The 19,003-nt window shown below is 65.0% G+C and carries 17 protein-coding genes; 15 read left to right on the forward strand and 2 right to left on the reverse strand.

Annotated elements, in window-relative coordinates:
* Positions 1 to 18 precede the first annotated feature (18 nt).
* The 15 genes from arc to ASG86_RS11290 all read left to right on the forward strand — a co-directional run bounded on the left by arc (position 19) and on the right by ASG86_RS11290 (position 17,355).
* Entirely contained in the window at positions 19 to 1,770 is a 1,752-nt protein-coding gene (arc, locus tag ASG86_RS11220; protein WP_056333908.1) for a proteasome ATPase, read from the forward strand.
* Positions 1,767 to 3,440, forward strand: coding sequence for a depupylase/deamidase Dop (gene dop / locus ASG86_RS11225; protein WP_056333910.1), 1,674 nt, complete (start codon positions 1,767 to 1,769; stop codon positions 3,438 to 3,440). The genes arc and dop overlap by 4 nt, the downstream gene beginning before the upstream one ends.
* 84 nt (positions 3,441 to 3,524) lie before the next feature.
* The gene (locus ASG86_RS11230) at positions 3,525 to 3,728 is read left to right on the forward strand and encodes a ubiquitin-like protein Pup (protein ID WP_018761343.1); all 204 of its coding nucleotides are present in this window, start codon (positions 3,525 to 3,527) and stop codon (positions 3,726 to 3,728) included.
* An 81-nt stretch (positions 3,729 to 3,809) separates the two neighbouring features.
* A complete protein-coding gene (gene prcB / locus ASG86_RS11235) occupies positions 3,810 to 4,631 on the forward strand; it encodes a proteasome subunit beta (protein WP_056333914.1) in 822 nt (273 codons plus the stop codon).
* A 1-nt stretch (position 4,632) separates the two neighbouring features.
* Positions 4,633 to 5,343: a proteasome subunit alpha gene (gene prcA, locus ASG86_RS11240; protein ID WP_056333918.1), complete on the forward strand. Its 711-nt coding sequence runs from the start codon at positions 4,633 to 4,635 to the stop codon at positions 5,341 to 5,343.
* 9 nt (positions 5,344 to 5,352) lie between these two features.
* Complete coding sequence (gene pafA / locus ASG86_RS11245; RefSeq protein WP_056333920.1) at positions 5,353 to 6,717, forward strand: Pup--protein ligase; 1,365 nt, start codon at positions 5,353 to 5,355, stop codon at positions 6,715 to 6,717.
* A gap of 115 nt (positions 6,718 to 6,832) precedes the next feature.
* Complete coding sequence (locus tag ASG86_RS11250) at positions 6,833 to 7,801, forward strand: FKBP-type peptidyl-prolyl cis-trans isomerase (protein ID WP_056334035.1); 969 nt, start codon at positions 6,833 to 6,835, stop codon at positions 7,799 to 7,801.
* 62 nt (positions 7,802 to 7,863) lie between these two features.
* The gene (locus ASG86_RS11255) at positions 7,864 to 8,259 is read left to right on the forward strand and encodes an FKBP-type peptidyl-prolyl cis-trans isomerase (RefSeq protein ID WP_056333922.1); all 396 of its coding nucleotides are present in this window, start codon (positions 7,864 to 7,866) and stop codon (positions 8,257 to 8,259) included.
* Between the two features lie 92 nt (positions 8,260 to 8,351).
* On the forward strand, positions 8,352 to 10,337 hold the full coding sequence (locus tag ASG86_RS11260) for a helix-turn-helix transcriptional regulator (protein WP_056333923.1): 1,986 nt from the start codon (positions 8,352 to 8,354) through the stop codon (positions 10,335 to 10,337).
* A 10-nt stretch (positions 10,338 to 10,347) separates the two neighbouring features.
* The gene (locus ASG86_RS11265; protein ID WP_056333926.1) at positions 10,348 to 10,695 is read left to right on the forward strand and encodes a hypothetical protein; all 348 of its coding nucleotides are present in this window, start codon (positions 10,348 to 10,350) and stop codon (positions 10,693 to 10,695) included.
* Positions 10,696 to 10,727: 32 nt separating this feature from the next.
* On the forward strand, positions 10,728 to 11,000 hold the full coding sequence (tatA, locus tag ASG86_RS11270; RefSeq protein ID WP_056333928.1) for a Sec-independent protein translocase subunit TatA: 273 nt from the start codon (positions 10,728 to 10,730) through the stop codon (positions 10,998 to 11,000).
* A 48-nt stretch (positions 11,001 to 11,048) separates the two neighbouring features.
* Positions 11,049 to 11,843 (forward strand): twin-arginine translocase subunit TatC, encoded by a 795-nt coding sequence (gene tatC, locus ASG86_RS11275; RefSeq protein WP_056333931.1) that lies wholly within the window; start codon positions 11,049 to 11,051, stop codon positions 11,841 to 11,843.
* A gap of 20 nt (positions 11,844 to 11,863) precedes the next feature.
* Positions 11,864 to 14,788, forward strand: coding sequence for a DEAD/DEAH box helicase (locus ASG86_RS11280; protein WP_056333934.1), 2,925 nt, complete (start codon positions 11,864 to 11,866; stop codon positions 14,786 to 14,788).
* Between the two features lie 59 nt (positions 14,789 to 14,847).
* Positions 14,848 to 16,515, forward strand: a complete 1,668-nt coding sequence (locus ASG86_RS11285) for an amidohydrolase (RefSeq protein WP_056333936.1) — start codon at positions 14,848 to 14,850, stop codon at positions 16,513 to 16,515.
* 96 nt (positions 16,516 to 16,611) lie between these two features.
* Entirely contained in the window at positions 16,612 to 17,355 is a 744-nt protein-coding gene (locus ASG86_RS11290; RefSeq protein WP_056333939.1) for a polyprenol monophosphomannose synthase, read from the forward strand.
* Positions 17,356 to 17,449: 94 nt separating this feature from the next.
* Here ASG86_RS11290 and ASG86_RS11295 read toward each other — a convergent pair whose 3' ends face one another.
* Together ASG86_RS11295 and ASG86_RS11300 are read right to left on the reverse strand one after the other, a co-directional pair.
* Positions 17,450 to 17,797 (reverse strand): RNA polymerase-binding protein RbpA, encoded by a 348-nt coding sequence (locus ASG86_RS11295; RefSeq protein WP_026266052.1) that lies wholly within the window; start codon positions 17,795 to 17,797, stop codon positions 17,450 to 17,452.
* A 243-nt stretch (positions 17,798 to 18,040) separates the two neighbouring features.
* The gene (locus tag ASG86_RS11300; RefSeq protein ID WP_056333941.1) at positions 18,041 to 18,988 is read right to left on the reverse strand and encodes an SPFH domain-containing protein; all 948 of its coding nucleotides are present in this window, start codon (positions 18,986 to 18,988) and stop codon (positions 18,041 to 18,043) included.
* Positions 18,989 to 19,003 lie beyond the last annotated feature (15 nt).

The raw sequence follows: 19,003 nt of genomic DNA on the forward strand, positions 1-19,003 counted from the left end.
GGAAGGGGCTGATACATCATGGAGACACCAAACCAGGACTCCGGACGTACACCGGCAGAGCAGTCTGCCGCCAACGACCTCTCGGTTGCTGACCGCCAGGTCAACATACTTCGGGACAAGCTCAGGCACATCGACCGCCAGCTGGCAGCGGCGACGCAGAACAACACCAAGCTGGTCAGCATGCTTGAGACGGCCAAGGCGGAGATTCTCCGGCTGAAAAATGCCCTGGACCAGGAAGGGCAGCCGCCGTACAGCTTCGGCACCATCCTCCAGATCAATCCGAAGCGGCAGCCTTCCCCGGGCAACAGCGGCCAGGCTTCCACCGAGGAATCGGTGGATATCTTCAACGCCGGGCGGAAGATGCGGGTGGGCATCAGCCCCTTGGTAAACGTCAACCAACTGGCGGTTGGCCAGGAGGTACTGCTCAACGAAGCACTCCTGATCGTCGCAGGACTCGGCTATGAACGCGCCGGCGAGCTTGCCACCCTGAAGGAGATGCTGGGGCGTGACCGGGCCCTGGTGGTTGGCCGGGCCGACGAGGAACGCGTGGTCCGGCTTTCCGGTGCGCTCCAAGCCGAGAAGCTCAGGGTCGGTGATGCCCTCTCCGTCGATTCCCGGACCGGCTATGCCCTTGAGAAGGTGCCGCGCTCCGAGGTGGAGAACCTGGTGCTCGAAGAAGTTCCGGACATCACCTACGAGGACATCGGCGGCCTTGGTCCCCAGATCGAGCAAATCAGGGACGCAGTCGAACTGCCGTTCCTGCACCCCGACCTCTACCGTGAACACGGGCTGAAGGCCCCCAAGGGAATCCTGCTGTACGGTCCTCCGGGCTGCGGCAAGACCCTTATCGCCAAGGCCGTCGCCAACTCCCTCGCTGCCCGCGCCGCCGAACGGTCCGGGAACGTGGACCTGAAGAGTTACTTCCTGAACATCAAGGGGCCTGAACTCCTTGACAAGTACGTGGGTGAAACAGAACGGCACATCCGCCTGATCTTCTCCCGCGCCCGGGAAAAGGCCTCGGACGGCAGCCCCGTCGTGGTGTTCTTCGACGAAATGGACTCCCTGTTCCGCACCCGAGGCACCGGAATCTCCTCCGACGTCGAAACCACCATCGTGCCCCAGCTCCTCAGTGAGATCGACGGCGTGGAACGCCTCGACAACGTCATCGTCATCGGTGCATCCAACCGCGAGGACATGATCGACCCCGCCATCCTCCGGCCCGGCCGGCTGGATGTGAAAGTCAAAATCCAGCGTCCCGACGCGGAAGCCGCTGCAGACATCTTCAACAAATACATCACCACGGACCTGCCGTTCCACGAGTCGGACCTCGCTGAACACAACGGAGACATCCAGGCCACGGTTGACGCCATGGTCCAGCGCACCGTTGAAGCCATGTACTCCACGGACAAGTCCAACGAGTTCCTCGAGGTCACCTATGCCAACGGCGACACCGAGATGCTGTACTTCAAGGATTTCAACTCGGGCGCCGTGGTGCAGAACGTGGTGGACCGGGCCAAGAAGTACGCCATCAAGGACCTGCTGACCACGCACCAGAAGGGGCTCCGCATCGAGCACCTGCTGCGTGCGGTGGTGGATGAATTCCGCGAACACGAGGACATGCCGAACACCACCAACCCCGACGACTGGGCACGCATCTCCGGCAAGAAGGGCGAACGGATCACCTATATCCGTACCATCGTCCAGGGCAAGGCCGGGCAGGAGCCAGGCAAGTCCATCGAGACGATGCCAACCACGGGGCAGTATCTATGACGGATGCAAAGGGACCTGCCGCCGGGGAATCACTCCCCGTCGGCGGGGCCATGCGGGTTATGGGGGCGGAAACGGAGTACGGCATCCACGCTCCCTCCGCTCCCTCGGCAAATGCCACCATGATGAGTGCCCGGGTGGTGCAGGCCTATGCCCAGGTCACCAGGCAGCGGGCGGCCGGCGGTGCCGAAACCCGCTGGGACTACACCGATGAAGAGCCCCTGCACGATGCCCGGGGCTGGACCGTGGACCGTGGCGCTGCACACCCCAGCCAGCTGACCGACCAGCCGCCCGTGCTTGATGCTGAGGCGGTGGCCCTGGCCTACGGCCGTGAGGAACTCGAGCTGGACGGCCAGGACGAGTCCGGGACCCTGCTGATGAACATGGTCCTTGGCAACGGTGCCCGCTTGTACGTCGACCACGCCCATCCCGAGTATTCAAGCCCCGAGGTCACCAACCCGCGGGACGCGGTGGCGTGGGATGCTGCCGGCGACCTGGTGGGGCTCGCTGCCGTCCGCCGGCTGGCCGCGGATCCCGCCCTCCCGCCGGTCAACCTCTACAAGAACAACACGGATAACAAGTCCGTGTCCTACGGTTCCCACGAGAACTACCTCATGCCCCGGTCTGTCCCTTTCGGCGACATTGTCCGCGGGCTCACGCCCTTCTTTGTGAGCCGGCAGGTGGTGTGCGGCGCCGGCCGGCTGGGGATAGGACAGGACAGCTCAACGCCCGGCTTCCAGGTCAGCCAGCGGGCGGACTTCTTCGAGGCCGAGGTGGGCCTGGAGACCACCATCCGCAGGCCCATCATCAACACCAGGGATGAACCCCATTCCACCGCCGACAAGTACCGGCGCCTCCACGTCATCATCGGTGACGCCAATCTCAGCCAGGTGTCCAACTATCTCAAGTTCGGTACCACGGCCATGGTCCTTAGCCTCATCGAGGCAGGGCTGGCTCCCAAAATCGAGGTCTACGAGCCCGTCGCGGCACTCAAAACGGTCAGCCACGATACCTCGCTGACCGCAAAGCTGCGCCTGCTGGACGGACGGCGGGTCACAGCCCTGGACATTCAGTGGATGTACCACGAGGCCGCGGCCAAGCTGGCCCAGGACACCGGCGTGGGCGACGCCCTGGACGGTGACGGGCACACCCATGACGTTCTGGAACGGTGGGCTTCCGTTCTCACCCAACTGGACACTGACAGGGCTTCCGCTGCCACTTCCGTGGAATGGCTGGCTAAACTTACGCTGCTTGACGGCTACCGGCAGCGCGATGGACTGGAATGGAACGACGCCCGGCTTGGCCTGGTGGATCTCCAGTGGGCCGACATCAGGCCGGAGAAGGGCCTCTACTACCGCCTGTTGTCCAGGAACCGCATGCAGCGCGTGGTGGAGGATGCCGCCATTGCCGCTGCGGTGACAGAGCCCCCCGCCGACACCCGCGCCTTCTTCCGAGGCAAATGCATCAGCAGCTTTGGCAAGGATGTAGTTGGCGCAAGCTGGGATTCGGTCATCTTCGACGTGCCGGGCTACGGACGGCTTCAACGGGTGCCCACCAGGGAACCCCTCAGGGGAACCAAAGCCCTCACCGGAGCGTTGTTCGAGCGCTACCGGGAAGCGGGACCGTTCCTTGGGGAACTGCTCGGACACAACAGCACTCCGCCTGCGGCATAAACCGCGCCGGAACGCCCGTCCCGTGGCAGGATGGGCATATCGGAGGATCCGCCGGATCCACCGGAGGAAGAAGGAGGGAAACCAATGGCAGGCCAGGAGCAGCAGCAGCCTCAGTCACGTGACAGCCAGGTCGAGGACGACATCCCCGAGGCACCACCGGCACCGCCCGAGGCCCAGGCTTCGGCATCGACCGAAGGCGTGGACGACCTGCTCGACGAAATCGACGGCGTCCTGGAATCCAACGCCGAGGAGTTCGTCCGGGCATTCGTGCAAAAGGGCGGCCAGTAACCCGGACCCCCGAAGGTGGCGGAAGCCGCGGACGGCCGGAATCTGTACCGACGTTGAAGTACCACGTTCAAGGAGTGATGAGTGCAGGAATCAACCGCCAACCAGGTAGCCGCCAACGCCACCTCGTCCTTTACGGAGCACCTGCAACGGGACCGGCCCGAGCTATTGCCCTTTAGCCGGTCCCTCCAGGGTGGCACGTCCACGGCTGTCCCGGTGCAGGTTCCACACGCCACCACCATCGTTGCCATGAGTTATGGCGGTGGTGTCCTCATGGCGGGCGACAGGCGCGCCACCATGGGCAACATCATTGCCAGCAGGCACATCGAGAAGGTCTTTCCGGCAGACCACTTCTCTGTGCTTGGCATTGCCGGAACAGCAGGCATAGCAATTGACCTGACGCGTCTCTTCCAGGTTGAACTTGAGCACTACGAAAAAATTGAAGGAACCCAGCTCAGCCTCGAAGGCAAGGCCAACCGGCTGGGGGCCATGATCAGGGGCAACCTCCCGATGGCCCTTCAGGGCCTGGCCGTGGTGCCCCTGTTTGCAGGCTTCGACACCAGCGCCGGTGTGGGCCGCCTGTTCTCCTACGACGTCACGGGAGGCAGGTATGAGGAGCACGAACACCACACCGTGGGCTCCGGGTCCGTCTTCGCGCGCGGTGCCCTGAAAAAGCTCTGGCGGCCCAACCTCACCGCTGCCGAGGCGCTGTCTGTGGCCGTGGAGTCCCTGTATGACGCCGCCGACGACGACTCCGCCACCGGCGGCCCTGACACCGTCCGGCAGTTGTGGCCCGTGGTCTATACGGTGGACAGGACAGGAGCGCATCGGGTGTCCGAGGCCGACCTCGCGGCTGCTTCGCGCGCCGTGATTGAAGCACGCACCATCGCCGGACGGGAGGCCTGACATGACCCAGCAGTTCTATGTCTCGCCTGAACAGCTGATGAAGGACCGTGCGGATTTCGCGCGGAAAGGCATCGCCCGGGGCCGGTCGGTTGTGGTCATCAGCTGCGCCGACGGAATCGCACTCGTCGCAGAGAATCCTTCGCCGTCCCTGCACAAAATCGGCGAAATCTACGACAAGATCGCCTTCGCTGCCGTTGGCAAATATAACGAATTCGAAAGCCTCCGCCAGGCCGGGGTCCGCTATGCAGACGTCCGCGGCTACTCCTATGACCGTGAAGACGTCACCGCCCGCGGCCTGGCAAGCGTCTATGCGCAAAGCCTGGGGGCGGTCTTCACCGCCGAGCAAAAACCGTTCGAGGTGGAACTGGCGGTAGCCGAAGTGGGACCCAGCCAGGCGGACGACCACCTGTACCGGCTGACCTTTGACGGCTCGATCGCCGATGAACACAGTTTCGTGGTCATGGGCGGCCAGGCGGAAAAGGTGTCTTCAGCCATCGATGCGGGTTGGCAGGCCTCCCTGGGCTTCGCTGACGCTGTCCGGCTGGCTTTAAAGGGACTCACGCCTGCCCAGGAGGGAGAGCAGCCGGCAGCACCGCTGCCGCCGGGCGCGCTCGAAGTGGCAGTCCTGGACCGGCTTTCCGAAAGCTCCCGCGGATCCCGGCGCGCCTTCCGCAGGCTGAACGACGCGGACATCACAGCACTGCTGGCCTAGGAGGACGACATGGACAAGAGAATCTTCGGCATCGAGACCGAGTTCGGGATCTCTTACTCAAGCCCCGATTCGAGGCCACTTGCCCCGGAAGAGGTGGCCCGGTACCTCTTCCGCAAAGTGGTCAGCTGGGGGCGCTCGTCCAACGTGTTCCTCACCAACGGCTCGCGGCTGTACCTCGATGTCGGGTCCCACCCCGAATACGCCACCGCCGAATGCGACGACCTCGCACAGCTGATCGCCCACGACCGCGCGGGTGAGCTGATCCTGGATGACCTGGTGGATGAGGCCCAGGCCCGGTTGGCCGCCGAGGGCTTCAACGGCACGGTGTACCTTTTCAAGAACAACACGGACTCCGCCGGCAACTCCTACGGCAGCCACGAGAACTACCTCATTCCCCGCCGTGGGGAATTTTCCCGCCTGGCCGAAATCCTCATTCCGTTCCTGGTCACCCGCCAGCTCATCGCCGGCGCCGGAAAGATCCTGAAGACCCCGCATGGTGCCACTTATGCCTTCTCCCAGCGCGCCGACCACATCTGGGAGGGAGTGTCCTCCGCGACAACACGGTCACGGCCCATCATCAACACCAGGGACGAGCCGCACGCGGACGCGGAATTCTACCGCCGCCTGCACGTCATTGTGGGCGACTCGAACATGTCAGAGGCCACTGCCCTGATGAAGGTCGGCACCGTGGACCTGGTCCTGCGGATGATCGAAGCGGGCGTGATCATGCGCGACATGAGGATGGAGAACCCCATCCGCAGTATCCGCGAAATCTCCCACGACCTCAGTGGGCGGGCACTGGTCCGCCTTGCCAACGGACGCCAGCTCACCGCCCTTGAAATCCAGCAGGAGTACCTGAGCAAGGTCACGGCCTTCGTCCAGGAGCACGGCGCGCACAACCCGCACGTACCGCTGATCCTCGATCTGTGGGAGCGGACTCTGCACGCGATTGAATCCGGTGACACCAAGGGAATTGACACCGAGATCGACTGGGCCATCAAGAAGAAGCTGATGGACAACTACCGCGAACGCCACGGCCTGGGCCTGGACGCGCCGCGCATTGCCCAGCTGGATCTGACGTACCACGACATTTCCCGCAGCCGCGGGCTGTTCTACCTGCTGCAGTCGCGTGGGGCCGTGCGCCGGATTGTCGACGATACCGTCATCAAGGGAGCCGTGGACGCACCGCCGCAGACCACACGCGCCAAGCTGCGCGGCGACTTTGTCCGCCGCGCGCAGGAACTGGGCCGGGATTACACGGTGGACTGGGTGCACCTGAAACTGAATGACCGCGCCCACCAGACGATTCTGTGCAAGGATCCCTTCCGCAGCGTCGATGAGCGTGTTGATGCGCTCCTGGACTCTATGGGCTGACGTCCAGCTTCAGGGTCTATTCTGGATAAGGTCCTTTTAATGGGACCTCACCATGACATGCTCCGCTGGCATGCGGAATGTCGTATCCACCCTGCCCCGACGAAAGTTTTCCTACGTGCGCCGACTACTAGCAATCCTCCTTCCCGGCCTGCTGCTCCTCACTGCCTGCGGAGGCAACGCCTCCCAGCCGGAGCCCAGCAGCCAGTCCGCCGGGGAGACTGCAAAGTTCGACTCCCTCAAACTGACCGACAACGGGGACAAGAAGGCCCCTGGCGTGGACTTCGACAAGCCCCTGACCGTGACCGAGCCAACCATCAAAGTGGTATCCGAAGGCAGCGGTGACGCCGTAAAGGCGAACCAGATCGCCAAGATCTCCATCCTGGCGCTGAACGGCACGGACGGTTCCCAGCTTGAGGATACGTTCGCCAACGAGCCTGAGAGCCTTGAGCTGAATGATGAGCTCAAGACCAGCAGCGCAGTCATCTACAACGCTTTCGTGGGCGCAAAGGTCGGTTCCAACCTGGCGCTGGCCGTTCCCGGCCAGCAGAGTGCAGCATCAACGAACCCCAGCCCGTCTGACGGCGCCAGCCCCAGCCCGAGCGCCGCAGCAGCGCCCAGCCAGCTGCTGATCATCAAGGTTCTTTCCGCTGCCGACCCCGCCCCGGTGCTGGACAAGCCCCAGGGTGAAACGGTAACGCCGCCCGCGGGCCTGCCGACGGTCACGGAAAAAGACGGCAAACCGGAAATCAACGTTGCGGGCGCCCCGGCCCCCACAGCACTCGTGTCGCAGGACCTGATCAAGGGCACGGGCGCCACCGTCAAGGAGTCCGACACCCTGACCGTGAACTACGTGGGCGTCACCCTCGCCGACGGTACCAAGTTCGATTCCAGCTTCGACCGCGGCCAGCCCGCCACCTTCCCGCTGACCGGCGTCATCAAGGGCTGGACGCAGGGCCTCGCCGGCAAGACTGTCGGCTCCCGTGTCCTGCTGGTCATCCCCAAGGACCTGGCCTACGGCGACGCCGGCCAGGGCCAGGCCAAGGGCGACCTGGTCTTCGTAGTGGACATCCTCGGGGTCAAGTAGCAAGACTTACAAGGACGCCGCGTCCCTCGCGGCACCCATCACACCCACGCATAGGAGCAAGCATGTCTTTTGGACAGCGGGAATTTGACCGCCAGAAGCCCGAGATTGATTTCCCGGAAGGCGAGGTCCCCACGGAACTCGTCATCACCGACCTCATCGAGGGTGACGGCCGGGAGGCCCAGGCAGGGGACACCGTCTCCACCCACTACGTCGGGGTTGCCTGGTCCACCGGCGAGGAATTCGACGCCTCCTGGGGCCGCGGCGCACCACTGGACTTCCGCGTCGGCGTCGGGCAGGTCATCCAGGGCTGGGACCAGGGCCTGCTGGGCATGAAGGTCGGCGGCCGCCGCCGCCTTGAGATCCCCTCCGAGCTGGCTTACGGCTCGCGCGGTGCAGGTGGCGCGATTGCCCCCAACGAAGCACTGATCTTCGTCGTGGACCTCGTGGCCGTCCGCTGATTGAACCGGGGAGCGCGGCAGTACGGGAGGATATTCCTCCCGTACTGCCGCGCTTTCTGCTTTCCCCGGCGGAGTTTAGTAACGTAACGGACGTGTCCCTATCCCGTACTGAACGACTCCTCAACCTGCTGATTGCCTTGCTTAACACCCGCTACGGGCTGCACCGCAGCGAACTGCGCGAAAAGGTTTACCACGACACCTCCGCGAACGACGTCGCATTCGGACGGATGTTCGAGCGGGACAAAAATGACCTGCGGGCAATGGGTTTCGAGGTCGAGACACTGACGGACCTGGGCTGGAGTGAGGACGATCCCGCCACCACCAGGTACCGGATCGGCAAAGAGTCCAACCGGCTCCCGGACGTCCAACTGGGGCCGGAGGAATGGACCGTCCTCCTGCTGGCCTCCCAGCTGTGGGAGCGTGCGGCGTTGGGAACCGCCGCACAAAGCGCCCTCCGCAAGCTCCAGGCTTCAGGCAGGATGGCCGAGGTTGAACTGCCGGCCGGGGTCCAGCCACGGATCAAACCCGCCGGGCAGGCCTTCGATGACATCTTGGCCGCCATGCACGCCCGGCATCCCGTCACGTTCACGTATCTTGCCGGCACCACGGGCAAAGAGGAAGAACGCGCGGTGGAGCCGTGGGGCCTGGGCAGCCGTTTCGGCCAGTGGTACCTCATGGGCTATGACCGGGCACGGAAGGCGCCCCGGCACTTCCGGCTGTCGCGCTTCACCAGCGCCGTGACCACCCTGGCAAGGGAGCAGTACTCGCCCCCCGTGGACTTCAATATCCGCGCTGAGCTTGACCGCCTGCCTGAACTGCCGCTGCGCACCGCCGTCGTGGATGTCAGGGAGGGGCACCTGCTGGCCTTGCGCCGCCGTGCCGTCCAGGGCGCCCCGGAACAGGTACCGGGACACCCCGCCGAGGGCTACGACCGGCTCTTCGTGGAGTACCGCGACCCGGAGGTGCTTGCTGAAGAACTGGCTTCCTACGGACCCGATGCACTGGTACAGGAACCAGCCGGCCTGGCCGCAGCCGTGCGGCGCAGACTGCAGGCCGCGTCCTCGTTCAGCGACGCACCGGTTCCCGCCTACGCCTTTGCCGATACCCGCTCCCGGACAGCCCGCAAGGGGACCTCTGAGGACCAGCTCAAGCGCATGCTGCAGCTGGTGCCGTTCCTGGTCCATAACCAGGGCCTGCACATCCAGGACGTCGCAGAGCACTTCGATATCTCCCGGGAGGAGCTCGAGGCGGACCTGCGGATCCTCATCTGCTCGGGGCTGCCGGAGGGTTATCCTGACGACCTGCTCGATATCCAGTGGGAAAACGACCACGTCTTCATTACCCAGGACCTTGACCTGAAGAAGCCGGTCCGGTTTACCGTGGCCGAGGCATGCGCGCTTCTGACGGGTCTTGAAACCCTCAACGGCCTGCCGGACCTTCCCGGTGGCGGTGCCCTGGAGTCTGTCACGTTGAAGCTCCTGGCTGCCGCAGGCGAGGAAGGACTCCAGGCGGCCTCCATCGCGGGGCCGCAGGTTGCGCCGGCGGACTCCCGAACCCACGCCACGGTACGCCGCGCCATCGAATCCGGCTCCCAGCTCCACCTGACCTACCTGTCACCCCAGCGCGACGCCGTGACCGAGCGCGACGTTGACCCGCTGCGGCTGTATTCCCTGGACAACACCTGGTACTTCGAAGCATGGTGCCACCTGGTGGACGGGTTGCGGAACTTCCGCCTGGACCGGACACAGGACGTGCAGCCGAACGGTGCACCCGCCGCGCCGCACGGCCCTCCGGAGGGCGGGGTCCCGGCCAAGCTGTTCACCGCGAACGACGACGACACCACCGTCACGGTCCAGCTCACCCGGCAGGGGAGGGGGCTGGCGGAGGACTACTACGCGGAGCGCACCGCGGAGTTGCCCGACGGCGGCCTGGTGGCCGAGATCCGGTTCGGCAACACGGCGTGGCTGCCGATGTTCGTGGCCCAGCATGGCGGTTCAGCCCGGATTTTGGCCCCGGCCGATCTCGCTTCCGCCGCGCGCGACTGGCTCGCGGCCTCGCTGGCCAGCTACGACCGATAGACTTCTCAGCATGCCTTGGTGGTCCTGGATTCTCATATGGGTGGCGCTGGTCGCAGTAGCCCTGCTGTTCTATGTCCTGCTGGGCATCCGACTTTTCCGGCAGTTCATGGCCACGGTAAAGGATCTGGGGGCCGCCGGCGAAAAGCTGGGACACCTGACCCCCATTGAGCTGCCGGACGAACCCGTGGATCCGTCCCGGGCCCTGCCGGGCTCTGCCGTTTTTGCCTCACCCGCTGTCATGCGACATGATTACGAGGCATCCAAATGGGCCCGGCGCGAGGAACGCCGCCGCCGGCGAGTGCAGCGTAAAAAGGACCGGGGCCAGCCGCAGGCGCTCGGAGATCTCGACTTCACATAGAAGTAGGATGTACTTAGAGGAAAGGATTTCCCGTGGGAAGACTCTTTGATGGCCCCTGGCCTATCGTAATCATCATCGTTGTTGCTTTGCTTCTCTTCGCCGCCCCCAAGCTTCCGGCCATGGCCCGCAGCCTGGGACAGTCAATGCGGATCATCAAGTCCGAGGTCAAGGAAATGAAGAACGACGGCAAAGCCGACTCCACCGAGGCAAATGGTCCGGTGGAAGGCACCATCGTGAACCACCCCAAGGCGAAGCCCGGTGAGCCGACAGACGGCACTGACGTTCCGCCGTCGACCCGCGCCTGACCTCCCGTGGCACTGTCGCGGGCCCGTAAAGCCAACCCCGAAGGGCGGATGTCTCTTTGGGAGCACCTCAACGAGCTGAAGAACCGGCTGATCAAGTCGGCCATCGGCGTCGTCATTGGGGGCATTGGGGGCTGGATACTTTACGATCCGCTGCTGAAGGCCCTGGCTGAACCGGTCAACCGCATCTCCAACGAGACCGGCGGCCTCGCGGCCATCAACTTCGGGACCATCGCTTCACCCTTCGACTTCAAGCTCCAGATGTCGCTCCTGATTGGGGCGGTCATTTCCAGCCCCATCTGGATCTACCAGCTCTGGGCCTTCGTAACCCCTGGGCTGACGTCCAAGGAACGGCGCTACACCCTGGGCTACATGGCAGCCGCCATTCCGCTGTTCCTGGCGGGAATCTGGGTGGGCTGGCTTGTGGTGCCGCAGGTGGTCCACGCGCTGACCCAGTTCACCCCGGAGGGCTCCTCCAGCGTCATCGACGCCCGGACCTACATTGAGTTCGTCACCCGGATGGTGCTCATGCTGGGCCTGGCCTTCCTGGTTCCCGTGGTGCTGGTGGGCGTCAACATGGCCGGCATCGTCTCCGGCCACACCATCCTTAAGGCCTGGCGCATCACCGTCTTCCTGGTCTTCGTCCTTGCCGCCATCGCCGCGCCGGGCGCGGACGCGATTTCGATGTTCATGCTGGCCGGACCGCTGCTGGCACTGTTCTTCGCCGCCATCGGCATCTGCATCATGAACGACAAACGCCGCGAACGCCGCCAAGCGCGGCAGGTTGAGGAAACCGAGGCCACCGCTGATGTCGCAACCCCAAGCAGCGAACTTAAGAAGCTCTAACCTGCCGTTAGGCTTGGGGTATGTCCTCCACCACCGGACCCTTCTCCGCCGGCCCCATCGATCCTGAAGAAATGTCGCCGGCCGAGAGATACCGTGCCAGCGCTGAACGCCGGGCCGAGGCCGCCACCTACCTTGGGGCGTTCATCCGAACCCTGGACTTCGAGCTTGATGACTTTCAACGGCAGGCATGCCGTTCCCTGCAGGAGGGCAGGGGTGTCCTGGTGGCTGCCCCCACCGGCGCCGGGAAGACCATCGTGGGGGAGTTCGCCATCTACCTCGCGCTGCAGCGGGGCCTGAAGGCCTTCTACACCACGCCCATCAAGGCGCTCAGCAACCAGAAGTTCAGTGAACTCGCCGAAAAATACGGCGTTGACAATGTGGGGCTCCTGACCGGGGACACCAGCATCAACGGAGATGCCCAGGTGGTGGTCATGACCACCGAGGTCCTCCGGAACATGCTCTACGCGGATTCGGCCACGCTCGGCGACCTTGGCTACGTGGTCATGGACGAGGTCCACTACCTCGCCGACCGGTTCCGCGGGGCCGTGTGGGAGGAAGTCATCATCCACCTGCCCAGCGAGGTCCAGGTTGCCTCATTGAGTGCCACCGTTTCCAATGCCGAGGAATTCGGCGCCTGGCTGGACACCGTCCGCGGTGACACCGACATCATCGTTTCCGAGCACCGCCCGGTTCCGTTGTGGCAGCACGTCATGGTGGGCCGGCGGATCATGGACCTGTTCGCCGGGGAAACCACTTTCGACGAGATCGCCCCGCCCGTTGAGGAAGACGAGCAGCAGCCGTCCTCGTCCGGCAAGTCCCGCGCCCCCGGCAATGGGCGCGGTTTCGAGGTGAACCCCGACCTGCTGACGGTGGCCCAGAGCGAGAGCCGGCAGAGCTTCCGCAGCAGGCCCGGACCCGCGGGAAGGGGCCAGCGCGGCCGGCGCGGAAACGACCGTCCGGCCCGTGGTGGAGAGCCGACGGGGGTGCGCCCCGCCAGCCGGCCCCAGGTGATCGCCAGCCTGGACCGGATGGATCTGCTCCCTGCCATCACCTTCATCTTTTCCCGCGCCGGCTGTGAGGCAGCGGTAGCCCAGTGCGTTGCATCCGGACTCTGGCTCACCACCGAGAAAGAGCAGCGGATCATTGCCCAGCGCGTTGACGAGGCGGGGCAGGACATCCCGCCGGATGACCTTGACGTCCTGGGCTTCTGGACCTGGCGGGACGGGCTGCTTCGCGGTTTCGCCGCCCACCATGCCGGAATGCTGCCCACCTTCAAGGAGGTGGTTGAGAAACTGTTCGCCGATGGCCTCGTCAAGGCTGTCTTCGCCACGGAAACCCTCGCTCTCGGCGTCAACATGCCAGCCCGCTCGGTGGTGCTGGAAAAGCTGGACAAGTTCAATGGCGAAGCCCATGTTGACATCACCGCCGGTGAATATACCCAGCTGACCGGCCGTGCCGGACGGCGTGGCATCGACATTGAAGGCCATGCCGTGGTGCTGTGGCAGCCTGGGACCGACCCGACGGCCGTTGCCGGGCTGGCATCCCGGCGCACCTACCCGTTGAACTCCAGTTTCCGCCCCACCTACAACATGAGCATCAACCTGCTGGCGCAGTTCGGCCGGGCCAGGGCGCGGGAGATCCTGGAGTCATCCTTTGCCCAGTTCCGGGCGGACCGGTCAGTGGTGGGCCTGGCCCGTCAGGTGCGGAGCCGCGAGGAGTCCCTTGCCGGCTACGCAAAATCCATGACCTGCCACCTTGGTGACTTCACGGAGTATGCCCGGCTGCGCAGGGAACTGTCCGACGCCGAGAACGCCACTTCCCGCACCAAGTCCCGCGTCCGCAAATCCCTTTGCGACGACTCCCTGGCCCGCCTCCTGCCCGGCGATGTGGTCGACGTCCCCGGCGGCCGCGCCCCGGGGCCCGCCGTCGTCCTTAGCTCGGACCACACCAGCCGCGAGCCGCGGCCGGCCGTGCTGACGCTGGACAACCAATTGCGAAGGATCGGCGCCGACGATCTCGAAGGTCCCATCGCGCCCGTTACCAGGATCCGGATCCCCAAATCCTTCAACGCCAAGGTGCCCAAATCCCGCAGGGACCTCGCCTCCTCCGTCCGGAACGCACTGCGGGAAAACCGCCCGCCCGCCCCGGGCCAGAACCGAAACCACGACTTCGGCCGCGGCGCCGCCCTGCCCAACCAGGAAAAGCGCATCGCGGAACTGCGCCGGGCCCTGAAGGCCCACCCCTGCCATGGGTGCAGCGAACGGGAAGACCACGCGCGCTGGTCGGAGCGCTGGTGGAAACTCCGGCGCGAAACGGACGGCCTGGTCCGCCAGATCCAGGGCAGGACCAACACGATCGCCAAGACCTTCGACCGGGTCTGCGATGTACTGTCCGCTTACGGCTACCTGGAAGATGCGGGAGACGGCAGGCTTAACATCAGTGCGGACGGCCAGCGGCTCCGCAGGATCTATGGCGAGAAGGACCTCTTGATCTCTCAGTCGCTGCGGCTTGGCGCGTTCAATGATCTCGACGCCGCCGAGGTTGCTGCGCTGGCCAGCGTGCTGGTCTACCAGGCCAAACGCGAAGACCGGGGCCTGCGGCCGCGCATGCCCAGCGTCTCGCTGGAGACCTCCGTGGACATTGTGGTCAAGGAGTGGTCCTTCCTTGAGGACGTGGAGGAGGAGAACAAGCTTCCGTTGACCGGCGAACCTGAACTGGGACTTGTGTGGCCGTTGTATAAATGGGCCCGCGGGCGCCACCTGCAGGATGTCCTCAGCGGCACTGATCTTGCGGCCGGCGACTTTGTCCGCTGGGTGAAGCAGGTGGTGGACCTTCTGGACCAGCTTGCCAAAATCCCCGGCCTCGACCCCCGGCTGGCACGGCTGTGCGCCGAGGCGATCAACCTCATCCGCCGCGGCGTCGTGGCGTATTCCTCCGTCCTCTAGCCCCGTTGTCCCTGCCGGCTCCTGCCGGCGTGCCCCCCCACCCAGGAGACTGCCCCGCCATGCCCCGCCCCGATGCCACGCCCGTCCCTAATGCCGCCCCCCGTCCCGCGCCGGTGCTGTACCGAAATGGTTCGGTTTACACGGCGGCGAATCCCTTCGCAACCGCCATGCTGGTGGACGGTGACACCGTTGCGTGGGTTGGCTCAGAGCAGGCCGCATCCTCCATCGCGGACAGTTCCATGGAGATCATCGACCTCCGCGGCGCCCTGGTTGCACCGGGCTTCGTGGACTCCCACATCCACCTGACCGAAACCGGAATTGCGCTGGACTCGCTGCAACTGGGGACGGCCACCTCGGCCCGCGCGCTGCTGGATGCCGTGGCGTCCGCTGGCGGGGAAGGGCCCGTGCTCGGCCACGGCTGGGACGAGTCCACGTGGGCGGATCCTGCCCTGCCCAGCGCGGAGGAACTGGAGCGGGCGTCCGGAGGCCGTCCGGTCTACCTTTCCAGGGTGGACGTTCACTCGGCGCTGGTGTCGACGTCGCTGGTACAGTCCGCGGAGCTTCGCGGCAGGGACGGGTACGACGGCGGCGCCCGGGTCATGCGGGCAGCCCACGACGCCGCCCGGCTGGCAACCCGGCAGATGCCGCAGGACGCGTTGAAGCGGCACCAGACCCGTGCCCTGGCGGAGGCTGCGGCCAACGGCTATGTCGCCGTTGCCGAGATGGGGGCCCCGCACATCGGTGGCGCCGATGATGTGCGGCTTGCCGCACGCTGGAATGAGGTGGGCCCGGGCGTGCAGCGCTTTCCCGAGGTGCTGCCGTACTGGGGCGAACTGGTCTCGTCCGAGGTGGAGGCCCGTTCCCTCGTTGAGCAGCTCGGCGCCGGCATTCGGGGGCTCGCAGGGGACTTGAACATCGACGGATCGATCGGCTCCAGGACAGCCGCGCTGCGCGCCGGCTACAGCGATGCCGGCCAGGAATGCGGCAGCCTGTACCTCAGCGCCGACCAGGCCGCAGCCCATCTTGCCGCCTGTTCCTTGGCAGGGATCCAGGGCGGATTCCATGTGATTGGGGATGCCGGGCTGGACGCTGCGCTGGAGGCACTGGACCTGGCAGCCAAGGAAGTGGGAGAGCAGCGGGTGCGGGCCGCGGGCCACCGCTTCGAGCATGTGGAGATGGCTGACGCCGCGGCTGTGGCCAAGCTGGCGCACTACTCCGTGACCGTCAGCGCCCAACCGTCCTTCGATTCAGCGTGGGGCGGAGCCGGCGCCCTGTACGAGCGGAGGTTGGGGGAGCGGAGCCGGTCAATGAACCCCTTCGCCGCTTTCTACTCGGCGGGTGTTCCTGTCTGTTTCGGCAGCGACAGCCCTGTCACGCCGCTCCGTCCCTGGTCCAGCGTGCGCGCCTGCGTGGAACACCACAACCCGGAGCAACGCATTTCCGCTCGGGCAGCCTTCCTGGGCCACACCCGTGCCGGTTGGAGGGCCGCACGCCACACCAACCCCATGGCCGGACAGCTTGTTCCCGGGGCGCCGGCCAGTTTCGCCGTGTGGGAGGTGGAGGAATTGATGGTCCAGGTGGCTGATGGCAGGGTGCAGTCATGGAGCACCGATCCGCGGGCCAGGACCCCGCTGCTGCCGGCCCTGGACACGGGTTCCGATCCGGTATGCCTGCAAACCGTGAAAGACGGCGCCGAACTCTTCGCCAGCCCGGCCCTGCGTTCCTGACGCAGCAACCCTCCGCCCTATAATGGGTAGTTGCGCCCGCCGCCGGCACGGCCCGGCATCAGGTGCTCCGACCACCTCCACCAGGAAAGGCCCTTTGTGCGCGTCCTTACGATCATTCCCACCTACAACGAACTGGAATCACTGCCCAAGACGCTCCAGCGCCTTCGGAAGGCCGTTCCGGCGTCGGACGTGCTGGTGGTTGATGACAACAGCCCCGACGGCACCGGCCAACTTGCCGACGGATTCGCCGCCGAGGACTCCCAGGTCCACGTCCTGCACCGCAAGGGCAAGGAAGGCCTGGGCGCCGCCTACATCGCCGGGTTCAAGTGGGGCCTGGACGCCGGCTACGACGTCCTGGTGGAGATGGACGCCGACGGCTCACACCAGCCCGAACAGCTTCCCCAACTGCTCGAAGCCGTGGATCAGGGCGCAGACCTGGCCATGGGCTCGCGCTGGGTTCCCGGCGGCAGCGTGGTTAACTGGCCGCTGTACCGCCAGGCCATTTCAAGGGTCGGCAGCACCTACGCCCGGCTGATGCTCGGGCTGCGGATCAAAGACGTCACCGGCGGCTACCGGGCATTCCGCAGGACCACCCTGGAAAAGCTCAACCTGGACCAGGTCGACTCGGTGGGCTACGGCTTCCAGGTGGACCTGGCGTGGCGCGTGGCCAAACTCGGGCTCCGCATCGAAGAACGCCCCATCACGTTCGTGGAGCGCGAACTCGGCGCCTCAAAGATGAGCGGCAACATCGTGATCGAGGCAATGGTCAACGTCACCCGGTGGGGACTGGCAGCCCGCTGGAACACCCTGACCGGGAAGCTGAAGAACAAGCAGGCGTAATCCGCCCCTGCCGGGTCAAACGGTCTTAAGCGGACACAGAAAAGGGGGCGGCCCCGCACAACAGTGCGGGGCCGCCCCCTTCTTTGGGCTGGCCTTATGCGGAGCGGCGCTCTCCACGGCGTTCGCGCAGGATGGTCAGGCGGTCCTCAAGGATCTGTTCGAGTTCAGGAAGCGACCGGCGTTCCAGCAGCATGTCCCAGTGGGTGCGGACTGCCTTGTCATTGCTGGTGTCCGGCTTTTCACCGTCAACCAGGAGCGCTTCCTTGCCGGTCTTGGAGACCCACACCGGAGGAATTTCCGCCTCGGAGGAGAACGTGACGAAGACCTGCTCGCCATCTGCGCAACGGTACTCGACCCGCTGGCGCGGAGCCGGCTCAACGCCGGACTCGGTCTCCATGCTCTGCGCACCAAGGCGCATGCCCCGCAGGCTGCGATCGCTCATGTTTTCTCCCTCTGGTCGGTTCGCGGATGAAATCTCCACGTTGGCCGGTGGCAACGTTGCACCGCCGGACTTCTGTATGCCCTGTGCTGCTTCATAAGATTCAACGCATTGCGAAGCTTGGTTGTTCCAGCTGGTAGTCTCCTGCCGGACAAATACCCAATTATACGCGCGATATCCCGCCTGCACCAAAACAGGGAGGGTTCCATGGCGACCCACGGAACCCTCCCGGCATTCTTTGCTTACCTAGGGCTGGCTGCGCTCACCTTGCACATCATCGAAAAGCCCACCTGCAGCGGGGGATTCCGCTCCCGCGCCGCCGAGGGCGTTTCCGATACCCTTCAGGGCTTCGCCAACTTCACTTGGGATGATCCACAGTTTGTTGGCCGAACCCTCGGCCAACTTGGGCAGGGTCTGCAGGTACTGGTAGGCCAGGAGTTTCTGGTCCGGGTTGCCCTTGTGGATCGCGTCGAAGACCTTCTGGATTGCCTGCGACTCACCATCCGCACGTAGGATGGCTGCCTTGGCCTCGCCCTCTGCCTTCAGGATGGCGGCCTGCCGCTGGCCCTCGGCGGTGAGGATGGCTGACTGCTTGGTTCCTTCGGCGGTGAGGATGGCTGCGCGGCGGTCACGTTCGGCGCGCATCTGCTTCTCCATGGAATCCTGGATGGAGTGCGGGGGATCGATGGCCTTCAGTTCCACCCGGGAGACGCGGATGCCCCAACGGCCCGTCGCCTCATCGAGGACCCCGCGGAGCTGTCCGTTGATCTGGTCGCGGGAGGTGAGGGCTTCCTCCAGGTTCAGTCCACCCACCACGTTGCGGAGGGTAGTGGTGGTGAGCTGCTCCACGGCCTGGATGTAGTTGGCGATTTCGTAGGTGGCTGCCCGCGGGTCCGTGACCTGGAAGTAGACCACCGTGTCGATGGAGACCACCAGGTTGTCCTCGGTGATGACCGGCTGCGGCGGAAAGGACACCACCTGTTCACGCAGGTCCAGGAGCGGCAGCAGCCGGTCCACGAACGGGATGAGGATCGTCAGTCCGGGGTTGAGCGTCCGCTGGTACTTGCCGAGCCGTTCAACGACGCCGGCGCGGGCCTGCGGAATAATCCGGACGGACCGGACCAAAACTATGATGACAAAGACGATCAGAACCACCAGCACGATGGCCAGTGCGGTTCCGCCTGCGTTTTCCATACAACTCCTTGTTCC

Origin of the sequence: Arthrobacter sp. Soil764, assembly GCF_001428075.1 — a bacterium.
GTDB lineage: Bacteria > Actinomycetota > Actinomycetes > Actinomycetales > Micrococcaceae > Arthrobacter.